Source organism: bacterium, assembly GCA_035529855.1.
Taxonomy (GTDB): Bacteria; RBG-13-66-14; B26-G2; order WVWN01; family WVWN01; genus WVWN01.
On sequence record DATKVX010000086.1, the window covers coordinates 1 to 14,115 of the forward strand.

Annotated in this window: 14 protein-coding genes; 13 read left to right on the forward strand and 1 reads right to left on the reverse strand. The window is 65.1% G+C overall.

Annotated features, from left to right (window positions below; genetic code table 11):
• The 3 genes from tatC to VMX79_09455 form a co-directional block, all read left to right on the forward strand.
• The coding region (tatC, locus tag VMX79_09445; GenBank protein ID HUV87325.1) for a twin-arginine translocase subunit TatC at positions 1-633 on the forward strand (633 nt) is incomplete at its 5' end.
• A 6-nt stretch (positions 634-639) separates the two neighbouring features.
• Positions 640-1,938, forward strand: coding sequence for a Mur ligase family protein (locus VMX79_09450; protein HUV87326.1), 1,299 nt, complete (start codon positions 640-642; stop codon positions 1,936-1,938).
• Positions 1,939-2,445: a deoxyuridine 5'-triphosphate nucleotidohydrolase gene (locus VMX79_09455; GenBank protein HUV87327.1), complete on the forward strand. Its 507-nt coding sequence runs from the start codon at positions 1,939-1,941 to the stop codon at positions 2,443-2,445.
• Here VMX79_09455 and VMX79_09460 read toward each other — a convergent pair.
• The gene (locus VMX79_09460) at positions 2,368-2,973 is read right to left on the reverse strand and encodes a hypothetical protein (GenBank protein HUV87328.1); all 606 of its coding nucleotides are present in this window, start codon (positions 2,971-2,973) and stop codon (positions 2,368-2,370) included. The two genes, VMX79_09455 and VMX79_09460, sit on opposite strands and share 78 nt — an antisense overlap.
• Positions 2,974-3,152: 179 nt before the next feature.
• Here VMX79_09460 and VMX79_09465 point away from each other — a divergent pair, with 179 nt between their 5' ends.
• From VMX79_09465 to VMX79_09510, 10 genes are all read left to right on the forward strand, one after another.
• On the forward strand, positions 3,153-4,202 hold the full coding sequence (locus VMX79_09465) for a tetratricopeptide repeat protein (protein ID HUV87329.1): 1,050 nt from the start codon (positions 3,153-3,155) through the stop codon (positions 4,200-4,202).
• A gap of 7 nt (positions 4,203-4,209) precedes the next feature.
• Positions 4,210-4,818 carry a tetratricopeptide repeat protein gene (locus VMX79_09470; protein ID HUV87330.1) on the forward strand — a complete coding sequence of 203 codons (609 nt, stop codon included), beginning with the start codon at positions 4,210-4,212 and terminating at the stop codon, positions 4,816-4,818.
• The gene (locus VMX79_09475; protein HUV87331.1) at positions 4,805-5,473 is read left to right on the forward strand and encodes a tetratricopeptide repeat protein; all 669 of its coding nucleotides are present in this window, start codon (positions 4,805-4,807) and stop codon (positions 5,471-5,473) included. Before VMX79_09470 ends, VMX79_09475 begins: the two co-directional genes overlap by 14 nt.
• Positions 5,454-6,338, forward strand: coding sequence for a tetratricopeptide repeat protein (locus VMX79_09480; GenBank protein HUV87332.1), 885 nt, complete (start codon positions 5,454-5,456; stop codon positions 6,336-6,338). Before VMX79_09475 ends, VMX79_09480 begins: the two co-directional genes overlap by 20 nt.
• 165 nt (positions 6,339-6,503) lie before the next feature.
• A complete protein-coding gene (gene mnmA, locus VMX79_09485; protein HUV87333.1) occupies positions 6,504-7,577 on the forward strand; it encodes a tRNA 2-thiouridine(34) synthase MnmA in 1,074 nt (357 codons plus the stop codon).
• Positions 7,577-8,410, forward strand: coding sequence for an ATP-dependent sacrificial sulfur transferase LarE (larE, locus tag VMX79_09490; GenBank protein HUV87334.1), 834 nt, complete (start codon positions 7,577-7,579; stop codon positions 8,408-8,410). Before mnmA ends, larE begins: the two co-directional genes overlap by 1 nt.
• A gap of 13 nt (positions 8,411-8,423) precedes the next feature.
• A complete protein-coding gene (locus VMX79_09495; protein HUV87335.1) occupies positions 8,424-8,846 on the forward strand; it encodes a hypothetical protein in 423 nt (140 codons plus the stop codon).
• A 1-nt stretch (position 8,847) separates the two neighbouring features.
• Positions 8,848-10,488: a mucoidy inhibitor MuiA family protein gene (locus VMX79_09500; GenBank protein ID HUV87336.1), complete on the forward strand. Its 1,641-nt coding sequence runs from the start codon at positions 8,848-8,850 to the stop codon at positions 10,486-10,488.
• The gene (guaA, locus tag VMX79_09505; GenBank protein ID HUV87337.1) at positions 10,489-12,027 is read left to right on the forward strand and encodes a glutamine-hydrolyzing GMP synthase; all 1,539 of its coding nucleotides are present in this window, start codon (positions 10,489-10,491) and stop codon (positions 12,025-12,027) included.
• Between the two features lie 362 nt (positions 12,028-12,389).
• Positions 12,390-14,115: N-6 DNA methylase (locus VMX79_09510; protein ID HUV87338.1), on the forward strand; the 1,726-nt coding region annotated here is incomplete at its 3' end.

Sequence of the window (14,115 nt, forward strand, 5' to 3'; positions counted from 1 at the left end):
GGCGCCGGCAAGTTCCAGTACATCAAGCCCGCGGAGGCCTTCGTCGTCCACCTCGCCGTCGCGTTCATCGCGGGCCTGGTCGTCACGTCGCCCTTCATCTTCTACCAGATATGGCGCTTCGTCGCGCCGGGGCTCCTGTCGAAGGAGAAGCGGTACGCCTTCCCCTTCGTCGTCGCGACCTCGGCCTGCTTCGCCGCGGGCGTCGTCTTCGGCTACTATATGCTGTTCCCGGCGATGCGGTTCTTCCGCTCCTTCGAGACCGAGACGCTGACCGCCGACTGGACGCTGGGGAGCTACGCGTCGCTTGCGCTGCGCCTCATGCTCGCGACGGGCCTCGTCTTCGAGGCGCCGGTGGTCATCTTCTTCCTGGCCCGCCTCCGCATCGTCTCGCCCAAATTATTGACGGCCAAATGGAAGTACGTAATCCTCTTCGTCTTCATCCTCGCCGCGGCGCTCACGCCCGGGCCCGACGTCTTCACACAGTCCATCCTCGCCGTGCCGCTGCTCTTGTTGTACGTCATCTCCATCGGCGTAGCGTGGCTCGCGTACCCCAAACGCGAGCCGGAGGAGGACGAAGAGCCGCCGGCCGAGGGGGAGGAGGAACCCCGCGAGCCGTCGCCCTACGCCGGCTAATTATATATGAACTACGACGACGCCCATGCCTTCCTGAACTCGCTCGTCAACTACGAGCGCGACATGCCGCGCCGCTACGATACGCGCGTCTTCGACCTGGAGAACTTCGCCGCGCTGCTCGCGCGGCTTGGCACTCCTCAAGAAGCCTTTCCGGTCGTGCACGTCGTAGGGACCAAGGGCAAGGGCTCGGTGGTCGCGATGCTGGCCGCGGCGTTCGCGGCGGCGGGCCGCCGCGCCGGGACGTTCACCTCCCCCCACCTCCGCTCGGCGCGCGAAAGGATTACCGTCGCCGACGAGATGATCTCCAAAGAGGACTTCGGCCGGCTCGTCGCCGAGGTGAAGGCGGCGATGACGGGGGCCGAGGCCGCCAACTACCGGACGTACTTCGAGACGCTGCTGGCCGTCGCGCTGCTGTGCTTCCGCGAGCGGCGCGTAGACGTCGCGATACTGGAGGCCGGCCTGGGCGGCCGCCTCGACGCCACCAACGTCGTGCAGCCGGCGGTGGTAGCGGTGACGACGCTGGGCCTGGACCATACGCAAATCCTGGGCGATACTATCGAGATAATCGCGGCGGAGAAGGCGGGCGTCTTCAAGGCCGAGGTCCCGGCGGTGAGCGCGCCGCAGGAGGAGGCCGCGGCCGGCGTGCTTCGCGAGGTCGCGCGCGGCGTCGGCGCTCCCGTCGCGTTCGTCGGCGACGAGATTTATTTTTCCGTAAACGGCGACGGGACCTTCGACTACCGCGGCCGGCGGCTCGAGCTCTCGGGGATTAAGGCCGGGATGGCGGGCGCGGCGCAGCGGACGAACGCCGCCGTCGCGCTGGCGGCGTTGGAGAATTTCAGCCCCCTCAACGTTCCCGCGGAGGCGGCGCGGCGAGGGGTGGAGGGCGGAAGGGCGCGCGCGCGGCTCGAGCTCTTTCCGGGTTCCCCGGCCGTCGTGCTGGACGTCGCCCATACGGCGGCCTCGGCGCGCGAGCTGGCCGCGGTCATAGACGGCGTACCGGCCGACGGGAAGGTCCTCGTGTGGGGGATGTCGGCGGAGAAGGACGCCGCGGCCTTCGCCCGGGAGCTGGCGCCGCGCGTCGGCTACGCTGTAGCGACCGCCGCGGCGACGCCGCGGGCATACGACGCCGCGGAGCTGGCCGACGCGACGCGACAAACGTTCCGCAGGGTAGAGGCGGTGACGCCCGCCCCCGCGGCCTTCGCGCGCGGCCTCGCCATCGCGGGCGAGGGCGGCCTGGTGGCCGTGGCGGGCTCGTTCTACCTCGCGGGCGAGATACTCACCCTCTTGGAAGGGCCGCTGGATTAAATGGCGATACTCGCGGGCGAAGAGTTGCGCCGACGCGTCCTGGAGTGGACGCCGCCGCTGGTAACGCCCTGCGCCGACGAGCAGCTCCAACCCAACGGCGTGGAGCTCACGCTGGCGGAGGTGGGCGCGTGGCGCGGCCCGGGGCGCCTCGGCTTCGACAACGGCGACCGCGTCATCCCCGAGGCCGAGGCCCTCGCGTTCGACGACGACGGATGGATTACCCTCGACGCCGGCGGCTACGCCGTAACGTTCGGCGAGACGGTGAACGTCCACGACGACCTGTGCGCGTTCGCCCGGCCGCGCTCGAGCCTGTTGCGGATGGGCGCCACGGTCGCGACCGCGCTGTGGGACACCGGGTATCGGGGGCGCAGCCGCGCGCTGCTCCTGGTAGCGTCGCCGGCGGGGGTGCGGTTGCGGCGGGGCGCCCGCCTAATCCAGCTCGTCTTCCTCAAGCTCCCCGCGCCTCTGGCCGACGGTTACGCCGGCGCCTTCCAGGGGGAGTTTTAACCCCTTCGACCTATCGGGCCGGCGGCGCGCTACCATTTCCGGCGGCAGAACGAGGCCGGCCTTGAGCCGGGCCGCGGCGACCTCCGCCAGCCAGCGCGCAGGCTCGACGGCCGCGTCCGCCGGATACGACAGCGGCTCGAGTATTAGCATACCGCACCAATCCGCTTCCCGGGCCAGGGTCGCGGTCGCCGCGGCGCGCGCCGCATCCTCCAACAGGTCGAACGTCGCCAGGTACGCGCCGAACAGGTTCCGCTCCCGGCAGAAATCGGCGAACACCTCCGCCAACATAAGTAGCCCCCGGAGCTTGCCCGGCGTTTCCCTCCGGCCGAAGTTGAAAACGCCGGCCTCCACTACCTCGCCGCTACGCCACAGCGCGAACGCCGGCTTGGCGGGACACGTCGCGTCCAGCGCCAAAACCCTCGGGACGAAACCGAACCAGGGAGGCTCCTCGCGCCGGGAGTGGTCGAACTCGGCGTCGACGTCTTCGTCTCCAAAAAGCTCGGACCATAGAAACTCGAGGCGTTCCATATCAAACCCTCCGTGCGAAAAGGCCCCGCCGAAACGCGTTCGGGGGGCCCGGTTGCTCCAGCACCCAGTTATACTATATTGTAGCACATAGCAAATTACGGGTCAAGGGTAAAATAGCCTTTAAACAAAAGACATTTAGCTTGACGATGCTTTTATGTTTTGTTAGACTTCCCTTAAAAATGAGGCTTTCGCTTACCAGAATTGCGCTTTTGGCGGGGGCGCTGGCGGGAAGCGTCGTCGCCGCGGGGGACCTGCCGGCGCGGCGGAACCTCGCCCAGACGGCGTTGTTGGTAGGCGACTACGAACGCGCGTATGAGCTCGCGGACGAAATTCTCGCGACGTGGCCCGACGACGCCGGCACCCACCTCATACGGGGGCTCGCGCTGATGGCGCGGGGGGAGTTCGAAGCGGCGGAAGAGGACCTCCTGGTCGCGCGCGAAGCGTACCCCGACGATACCGCGGTCCTCTTCAACTTGGCGGTCATCGCGGAGCGGCGCGGCGACTATCGCGGTGGCCTGTACTACCTCAACGAAGCCTTCGCCCGCGGCCTGGATAAAGTTGACGCCCATCTTCTGAAGGTCAAGTTGCTGGACCACTTGGGTCGCCGCGGGGAGGCGCGAGATACGCTGGAATACTACCTGACGCAGCGGCCCGGCACGCGGCCGATTTACTTGGCGTTGGCGGAGTGGTCGCGGGCGGCGGGGGACGCGGAGAAGGCCATCGCGTACTACGAGAAAGCTTTGAAGCACGGCCGGGACGGCCCGACGCTCGCCGAGTTGGCGGCGACGTACGAGGCCGCGGGGGACCGGCGTAGCGCCGTCGATTATTACTTCGAGGCGGTTGCGAAAGGCGCGGCGAGCTCGGATATTCTGGCGGAATACGCCACGGATTACGCGGCGGCCGCCGAGTTCGAGCAAGCACTGGAAATATACCAACGGTTGGTGGACCGGTTCCCCGAGAACGCGCACTACCTCTTCGGCCTTTCCTTCGTCAAACAACAAATAGGCCGGGTGGAGGAAGCGCGGGAGGGGTACCGGGAAGTCGTGCGCTTAAAACCGGATTTCGCCGAACCCTACTACAACCTCGCGGCGTTGGCCGACGCCGACGAAGATGCCGACGCGGCGGCCTCGTATTACCGCGATTTTTTGCAATACTCGGCCGGCCGGGACGACCTGGCCGAGAGTCGCGCCAAAGCCTCGCAGCGGCTCCGGCTCCTGGAAGGTTATTAAAGCGGTTATGCCGAAATTTAGTCGCCGATCGAAAGTCGCCTTTTTCTGGTTGGCCGCCCTCGCGTTGACGGCAACGGTACACGGCGCCAAGGATAAACTAAAGCTCTTGGAGGAAGCCAACGAGCTGTTCAAACAGGGTGAGGCGGAGTACGAAAAGGAAGACTTCGAAGCGGCTATAGAAAAATTTGAAAAATGCCTCGCCAAGGACCCCGAAAACGCCGACGCCCAGTTCAACATCGGCGTTTGTTACACCGACCTGGGCGAGCCCGAAAAAGCCCTCGAGGCGTACCGCAAGACGCTCGCCGTCGACTCCCATTACCACCACGCCTACTTCAATATGGGCCGGATATACCACCTCCGCAAGGACTTCGTCCAGGCCATCGTCTACTACGAAAAAGCCCTCGCCGAAGACCCCTACTCCCCCGACCTCTTGTACAACTACGCCCACGCGCTGATGGAAGGGGGGCGCGTGGAAGAAGCCGTCGAGGCCTGGGACCGCTACCTGACCATAGCGGAGCAGCTCCCGGAAGAGGCCAAATGGGTGGAACGCGCCAAGGAGTACCTGGCGACGCTGGAGAGCGTTTCGGGGGGGACGACGGAAGATGAAAAAGACTAAACCCCTCTCCGGCCGCCTCGCGGCCTGCGCCGTCGTATGGGCCGCGGTTATATGTTCGGGCCCGGCCGGCGCCGCGCCCGCCGGCGACGTCGTCCAAGCGAAGGGATTGATCGAGGCGGGACGGGGGGAGGAGGCCATAAACATATTGACGGCGGCGTGCTATGCGCGCGCCGACGAGCTCGCGCCCCATTTCTATCTGGCGTACTGCTACGGCGTCGCCGGGAACCTGGAGGAGGCCCGCGCCGAATACGAGATATGCGCCCGCTGCGACCCGGACCGCCCCGAAATCCACTACAACTTAGGCGTAATATTGAACAAAATGGGCTTGTATCAAGCGGCGGCGGAAGCCTTCGAGGAAGCGCTGCTGTTGGACCCCGGCCTCGTCGCCGCCAATTTCAATTGTGGCCTTTCCCATTATTATGCCCACGAGCCGGTGCCGGCCATAAAGTTCTACCGGGAAGCGCGCGCCTTGGCCCCGGAAGATATATCGATCCTATATTGGCTCGCACTAGCCTACGAAGAGATCGACCAACGCGTAGCCCTCTCAATATGGGAAGACTACGTCCGTCAAACCGTCAACGTGGCCGCCGAGACGCCCAACCTAAAATCGGCCCGTAACCATATTTCCGCCTTACGTGCCGGCAAAAAACCTTAAAAAGACGGGAATCCTCATAATCCCGCTCGTTATTTCGGTAGCACTGGCCGCCGCGGACCGTCCCGGCGGCGAGCTCTTGTCGTCGGCCGACGAGCTCAGGTTGCGGGGCGCGCACGAGGAAGCGCTCGCGTACTACGAGCAGGTTCTGGCGGAGGACCCGGCTTCGCCCGCGGCCTGGGCCGGCGCCGCGGCCTCGTTGGAGGCCCTCGACGAAGCGCGGGCGCTGGCGGTGCTCGCGGAGGCCTTGGGCGAGCCCAAGGCCGCCGTACCCGCTCCCGCATTGGCCGTCCTCGCCGACGGTTGGGCGCGGCGGGGCGCAACCGAGAAAGCGTTGAAGTTGTTGGCGGCCGAACCCGAAGCCGGAACCGGCCGCTACTACCTCGTCCGGGGTCAAATAAACCTCGCCCGGGGGGAATTGCCGGGAGCGATAAAAGAATTCAAAAAAGCGCGGGCCGCGGGCGACGCCGCGGCGCCTTACTACCTGGCCGAGGCGCTGCTCGAGACCGGCCACTACGATGAGGCCGACGTCTATTTGAACGAATTCCTCGACGTATTCCCGTACGTCGCGGAGGCCAGGTGCGCTCGAGCCGAGGTCTACTTCCGCCGCGGCGAAAGCGAACGCGCCGCCGAGGAACTAACCGAAGCCCTGGCGCTCGACCGCCGTAATAAACGCGCCCTCTTCGACCTCGCGACCGTCGCGGCGTCGAGGGGCGACTACGGCGAAGCCATACGCCGCTACGGCGACGTCGTCGAACTCGACGCCGGCGAGGAGCGAGCGCTCTACCTCATCGCCAAAGCGTACGAGCACGTCGACCCGCCGGTCGCCGCTCAGAAGTTGGAAGAGTACCGCCGCCGCTTCAAATAATCCCGCTCCGAAACCCCGACGCCGGCGCATCCCCGGGCGACGGGGGGATTTTTCCGCTTACCGCTCGAGTACTTGGTACGGTTGGGTGGCAATATCCGCTGAAACCGGCGGCCGTTGACTTGGCCGCCGCGGTGTGATATTTTTTACATTCGAATATATCCCGCCATGGCCGAAAAGACCCTAGTAGCGATGTCCGGCGGCGTAGACAGCGCCGCGGCGGCGTTGACGCTCAAGCGCCGGGGCTGCGACGTTGCCGGCGTTACGCTCCGCCTCTACGACGCCCGGGCGCGTTCGGGCCGCTGGTGCTGCTCGCCCGCGGGCGTGCGGGAGGCGGCGGCGCTCGCGAAACATATCGGCATCCCGCACTACGTCCTCGACTTCCGCGACGAGTTCCGGCGGGCCGTGGTGGACGATTTCGTCGCCGAGTACGCGCGCGGCCGGACGCCGAACCCGTGCGTCCGCTGCAACAGCATCGTGAAGTTCGACTACTTGTTGCGCCGCGCGCGGGCGATGGGCTTCGACGCCGTCGCGACCGGCCACTACGTCCGCCGCGAGTACGACGAGGAGGCGTCCCGATACGTGCTTCGCCGCGCGGTGGACGCCGCCAAGGACCAGTCGTACTTCCTGTGGGCCACGCCGCGCGAGTGCTTGCCGGCGATTCTGTTCCCGGTCGGCGGCCTCCTGAAAACCGAAGTCCGCGCCCTCCTGGCCGAAGTGACGAAGGCCGCGGCAGATAAACCCGAGAGCCAGGACATCTGCTTCGTCGAGGACGGCTCGTACGCCGACCTCGTCGAGGGAGCGGGCGACGTGGGGGGCGAAGCCGGCCCCATCGTGGACGAGAGAGGCAACGTGCTGGGCGAGCACGCCGGCATCGCCCGCTACACCGTAGGCCAGCGGCGGGGCCTGGGCGTCGCCGGCGGAACCCGTTTGTACGTAAAAGAGATAGACGCCGCGACGAACACCGTCGTACTGGCCGAGGGGCCGGCGCTGGCCTCGAGCCGGTTCCGCGTCGGCGACGTGAATTGGCTGCTCCCGCCCGACGGGGACGAAGTGCGGGCCACCGTGATGGTGCGCTACCGGGACCCGGGCGCGGCGGCGACGCTGCGCCGGTTGACCCCGGCGACGTGGGCGGTGACGTTCGACGAGCCGCGGCGCGCCATAGCGCCCGGCCAATCCGCGGCCTTCTACGACGGCGACGCCCTGCTCGGCGGCGGCGTTATCGACGAGGTCTCTCCGTAATGCCCACGGCGGCCGAGAAAAAATACGGCGAGCTCCTGGCGCGACTCGGGGAGTTGCCGTCGCTGCTGGTCGCCTTCTCGGGAGGCGCCGACTCGACGTTCCTCCTCGCGACGGCGCAGAAGGCCGTTCGGGGCCGCGTACTGGCGCTAACGGCCCGCTCGCCGGCCTACCCCTCCCGCGAGGTCGAACACGCCCAGGCCACGGCGCGCATTCTCGACGCCGAACACGCGATTATCGACTCGCACGAGGCCGAGGACCCCACTTTCCGCGCCAACCCGCCGGATCGGTGTTATTATTGCAAGCGCTCGCTCTTCGGGGAGTTCAAGAAGTTCGCCGGCGAGAACGGCCTCGCCGCCGTGGCCGACGGCACCACGGCCGACGAGCTCGAGGGACACCGCCCGGGGGCCGGGGCCGCGCGCGAGCTGGGGATAATTTCGCCGCTGGCCGAGGTCGGTTTGACCAAAGAGGAGGTTAAGTGGCTGGCGCGCGAGAACGGCGTTCCCAACTTCGAACGGCCGCGTTCGGCGTGCCTGGCGTCGCGTTTTCCGTACGGCGAAGAGATAACGCTTGAAAAGTTGAAGCTCATCGAGGACGCGGAGGAAATTCTGGCGGACCTCGGGTTCCAGCAGATACGTTGCCGCTTCCACGGCCCTACCGTGCGGATAGAGCTCGACGCGAAGGAATTACCCCGGGCGACCAAACCCGGAATACGGGAACGCATTACGGCCGGGTTGCGCGAGCTGGGTTTCAAGTTCGTAACGCTCGACCTCGACGGTTACCGTACCGGCAGCATGGACGAAGCGGCCGGCATCGCGAAAACTAACGGAAGGTGAAGGGGGTATAGGCGTGAGGTTTTTAAGGTGGATCGTCGCCGGCGTCGTCGCGGGAATAATTAAAATAGGGACCGGCTTTCTCTTTCACGCCGCTGTCTTCGGCGCGTCGTACGCGGACCCGGCGCACCTCGCCGTCTGGCGGACGTACCCGGCGATGATGACCCATATGGCGCTGCTCTCGGTGGCCGCGGGGCTCCTCTTCGCGCTGCTGTATTGGACGCTGAGCCGCGCGCTACCGGGCCCCGCCGCCCTACGCGGGTTTATCTTCGGCGCCCTGGTGTGGTTCGGCGTGGTGCTGGCCTCGACCCTGTCGGTAATACTGTGGGTCAAAATGCCCGCGGCCACGGCCTGGGCCTGGATACTCGATTCGTTGGTATGGTGCCCGCTCGCCGGGGCGCTGGTCGGCCTTATTCTGGGCAGAGCCGAAGCGAGGTAGTATGGCGACGAAAAGACGCAAGAAGGCGATGCGCGAGGTGCCGCGCACCCACCGCGCCGATTCGGCGATATCGGCCGTCACCGCGTACGCCGACCGGGCTATGATCACCCGGGCCGCCCACCTGGCGCTCGACGTCGGCGAAGGCACCATCGTCGTGCGGAGCTTGCCCGCGGCGCTGGACGAGTACTCGCTGCGCGTCGCCGGTTCCGGCCCGGCCAAGGTACGGATAATGGGCGTGAAGATAGGACGCGAATTCCCGGGCCGGCCGTCGGCCGCCCAAACCGAGAAGCTCCGCCTGGCGCTGGAGAAGGCCGAAGACGAGCGCCGCGCGCTGGCCGATAAACGCGAAGTCACCGCCGAGCGGCGGCGGGGCGTCCAGGCGCTGAGCGAAGCCGCGACCCGCGACCTCGCCAAAACCATCGCGCGCCGCCGTTTGGATTTGGCGGAAGCCGAAGGCGTGGTCTCGTTCTTCTACGACGACCTCGGCAAGTCCAACGCGCAGTTGTTGAAACTCGATAAGGCGCTGCGCGATAAGGACCGCGAGCTCGAAATACTCCGGTTCGAGTACGAGAAGCACAAGGCGCCGCGGCCGCGCGAGGAGAAAACCGCCGCCGTGTCCTACGAGTGCTCCGTGGGCGGCGAGTTCGACCTGACGCTGAGCTACGTCATGCCCGACGCCCACTGGGAGCCCACGTACGACCTCCGTTTCGACGAGACCCGCAACGAAACCGAGGTCCAATACCGCGCCGCCGTTTACCAGAACACGGGCGAGGACTGGGCCGACGTCAACCTCAAACTGTCGACGACGCGGCCGCAGGCCGGCGCGGCGCCCCCCGAGCTCGAGCCCAAATACGTCGACTTCTACCAGCCGTACGTCGCGGCGCCCGCGCCCGCCCAGGCCAAGGCCGTCGTCCGCGCTGAAGCCGTCGCCGAAGAAGAACCCGAAGAGCTATTGGAGGCCAAGGCGGACCTCGAGGCGGGGGCGTATTACGAAGCCGAGCAAGCCGAGGCCGCGGTCGAGACGCGGGGGCCCGCGGTAACGTACGTCGTCCCGGGCCTGCCCTCCGTCCCGGCCGACGGCGAGCCGCACGTCGTCGCCGTCAGCACCCACCGCTTCCGCGGCGAGCTCGCCCACGTCGTAACGCCCGAATACGGCGAGGTCGCGTATTTACGTGCGAAGGCGACCAACGAGACCGAGCTCACGTTCCTGCCGGGCGTCGCGAACGTCTTCCGCGGCGACGAGTACGTGGGCCGCGCCGAGCTCGAGCTGACCGTCCCCGGCGCCGAGCTCGAGTATTACCTCGGCGCCGACGACCGCCTTAAAGTGGAATACGACTGCCAGCGGGTCACCGACGAGTCGTCGGGCCTTACGGGCTCCAATCGGAAGATAACGTTCAAGGCCGAGGCCGACCTCGAGAACCATACCGGCGCCGCCGCCGGCGTCGTCGTCAAGCAGCGCCTCCCGGTGCCGTTGGACAAGGACATCAAGGTCAAGATGACGGAGGCCAAGCCCAAGCCGATGGAAAAGGGCGACGACGGCCTGCTGGAGTGGCACTTCACGCTCAAAGAGGGCGAGAAGAAAAAGATAACCTTCAACTACGACGTCGAGTTCCCCAAGGGCCGCGACGTCGCGGGAGTGTAAGTGCAACTTCAGCTAGTAGTCCTCGACTTCGGCAGCCAGTACACGCAGCTCATCGCGCGCAAGGTGCGCGAGCAGCACGTCTACGCCGCCATCGAGCCGTACGACGTCGACCCGGAGGCGCTGAAGGCCGGAAACGTCCAGGCCCTCATCCTGTCGGGCGGGCCGGCCTCGATATACGCCGAGGGGGCGCCGCGGGCCGACGCCCGGGTGCTCGAGCTGGGCGTCCCGGTCCTCGGCATCTGCTACGGCCTGCAATACATAGCGGCCACGCTCGGGGGCGAGGTGGCGCGGGCGGCGGCGCGCGAGTACGGCCCGGCCACGCTGCGCGTCCCGTCGCCCCACCCCCTCTTCGACGGCGTCCCGGAGGAGTTCCGCGTCTGGATGAGCCACGGCGACCGGCTCGATAAGCTGCCGCCGGCGTTCCGCGCCCTCGCCACCTCCGATAACTCGCCCTACGCCGCGGTGGGCGACGACGCGCGTCGCATCTACGGCCTGCAGTTCCACCCGGAGGTAACGCATACCGAACACGGCTCGCGCATTTTGGCCAACTTCGTCTTCGGCGTAGCCGGCCTCGAGGCCACCTGGACGCCGGCGTCTTTCATAACCGAAAAGGTCGCGGAGATAAAGGAGCTGGTAGGCGACGAACACGTCGTGCTGGCGCTATCGGGCGGCGTGGACTCGAGCGTGCTCGCGGCGCTGCTGCACCGCGCGGTCGGCGACCGCGTCCACGCCATCTTCGTCGATAACGGCCTGATGCGGGAGGGCGAGGTCGACGAGGTCGAGCGCGTCTTCCGCGGCGAGCTCGGGATACCGCTCACGGTGGCCCGCGTCGGCGAGCTGTTTTTAAATAAACTCGAGGGCGTGGCGGACCCGGAGCAGAAGCGCCGCGTCATAGGCCACACCTTCATCGACGTATTCGGCGCCGAGGCCGAGAAGGTCGACGGCCGCGTGAAGTTCCTGGCGCAGGGAACACTCTACCCGGACCGCATCGAGTCGCGCTCCGTGAAGGGGCCGTCGGACATCATTAAGACGCACCACAACGTCGGCGGCCTGCCGGAGGAACTGCCCTTCGAGCTGCTCGAGCCGCTGGCGGAGCTATTCAAGGACGAGGTGCGCGCGGTAGGCCGGGAGCTGGGCCTGCCGGAGAAAATAGTGGGGCGCCACCCGTTCCCGGGGCCGGGCCTCGCGGTGCGGTGCATAGGCGAGGTCACGGCCGAGAAGCTCGCGACGCTCCGGCGGGCGGACGCTGTCTTGCGGGAGGAGATAAGGGAGGCCGGCGTCTACGACGAGATCGCGCAGGCGCTGGCGGTGTTGTTGCCGGTGAAGTCGGTGGGCGTGATGGGCGACGAGCGGACGTACGAGTACGTGTGCGCGCTGCGCTGCGTAACGACGGCGGACTTCATGACCGCGGACTGGTACCGCATGTGCCACGAACTCATGGCCAGGATCTCGAGCCGCATCACGAACGAGGTGGCCGGCGTCAACCGCGTCGTCTACGACGTAACCTCCAAGCCGCCCGCCACGGTGGAGTGGGAGTGATGATAGGGACGCAACAGACGTTACCTAATATGAAGCCGCGATGCGTAGGGCTTTTCTCGGAGCACTATGTAAAGCGTCGATTTCCCGAGACGGCCGAATATAAAAAAATGGCGCCGCCTAAGGGGTTAAAGGAAAATATACAAACCCTTATAGATAAAAATATAAAGACGGTGGCTCAAAAGAACGAAGCCCAACTTGAAGACGATCTGATAAGACCTATTCTAAACGCGCTCGGCATACATTATATTGTCGCGGTAAACGTACCCGGGGGCCAAGAGGCCGACTACGCGTTTTTCGGGGACGAAAAAACGCGCGCCGAAGCTGACGCCCGGGACAAAGAAAAATACAAAGGAGCCTCGGCGTTGGCGGACGCCAAAAGGTGGGGCCGGGAGCTGGATAAAGGCGGCGGGACGGCGCTAGACAAAAACCCCAACGCCATCCCTACGAAGCAGATCGCAAACTACATTCAAGATACCGCGACCGATTGGGGCGTATTAACCGACGGGCGGCTTTGGCGGGTTTATAACCGAAACACGCCGCCGGTTTCGCAATCGTTCTTTGAAATTAATTTACCGGAAGCCCTTCTTGACGACGACGCGTTCCATTTATTTTACGCGCTGTTCAGCGGACCTGCGTTCGCCCGCGGCGTCCAAGAATTAGTACGCAGAGAAAGCGGGGATTATTGGGCGGAAATAGGCGAAGACCTGAAAGAAAAAGCATATAAAGCCCTTGAGCTTTTATGTAATGGCTTCCGTAATCTCGACGCCGAACTAGAAATAAAGGATATCTACGAGGGGTCGGTAATACTCCTATACCGGTTGCTATTCATACTCTACGCAGAGAACAAAAACCTACTGCCCCGGGGAGAAGATGCTTATAAAAGATACTCGCTTCAAGAAATTTTAAACGAAGTGGACCGCGGTGCGCCCGAGACCTTTAGCGAAAATAGGTCCATGCTTTACGACCGGCTAAGGCACTTGTTCCGGTTAATAGACGAGGGCGACGCAAGCCTGAAAGTACCCCAATATAACGGCGGCCTTTTTAAGGAGGACGGCCTGCCGTTCCTCCCTGCCGGCTTCCTGTCAAAATACGCGGTCCCGGACCGCTACTTGGCCGGTGCGCTGGCGCTTATTGCGTTCGCCCAGGATAAAAAAGGCCGCACCAGACACCAAGTCGACTACGGCGAGTTAGACGTGCGCCACCTCGGCTCGATATACGAGGGGCTTCTGGAATTCCACCCCACATTGAAAGACGACCGAATTGAATTATATACCGATAAAGGGGAGCGCAAAGCCACCGGCAGTTACTATACACCCGAATATATAGTGGATTACATAGTCGAAAACACGCTCGGGCCGCTGACGGAAAAAATGGCCACGCCGGACGCGGTTTTGGGAATAAAGGTCCTCGACCCGGCGATGGGCTCCGGGCATTTCCTCGTGGGGGCCGTAGACTACGTAGGGCGGCGGTGCGTCGAGTACGCCGGCGCGGAAGCGGAGAAAACCGAAAAGGAATACCAGCGCGACGCCGTCGAGCGCTGCATCTACGGCGTCGACCTTAACCCACTCGCGGTCGAGTTGGCTAAGTTGAGCCTCTGGTTACACACCGTCGCGAAGGACAAGCCCCTTTCGTTCCTCGACCACCACCTCAAGCTCGGCAACAGCCTAGTAGGTGCCCGCGTCGATGACTTAGGCGAGGTCCCCCGGAAAAATAAAAAGAACGAGGCCGCGCCTACGCAAAACCTATTCGCGACGCGCCTCGAGCAGGCGATGCCTAACGCCTTGAACGAGGTTATGGGGATACTCGCCCGGGGGACCGACGCGATAGAAGATGTCGAGGTAAAGGAAACCCTACTCCGCACCGCCCAGGAACGGTTGAAGCCGTTCCAGGCCGTGGCCGACACGTGGGTCAGTACGTACTTTGGCAACGACGTTACCGCCGACGAGTACGCGGCAGCGCTCGCGTCCATAAGTCGGCCCAAAGAATTACTATCCCTGCCGATAGTGGCGGCGGCGACGGCGTTGAGCCACGGCGACGAGCACGGCGTAGGCCGCGAGTTCTTCCACTGGGAGCTCGAGTTCCCGGAGG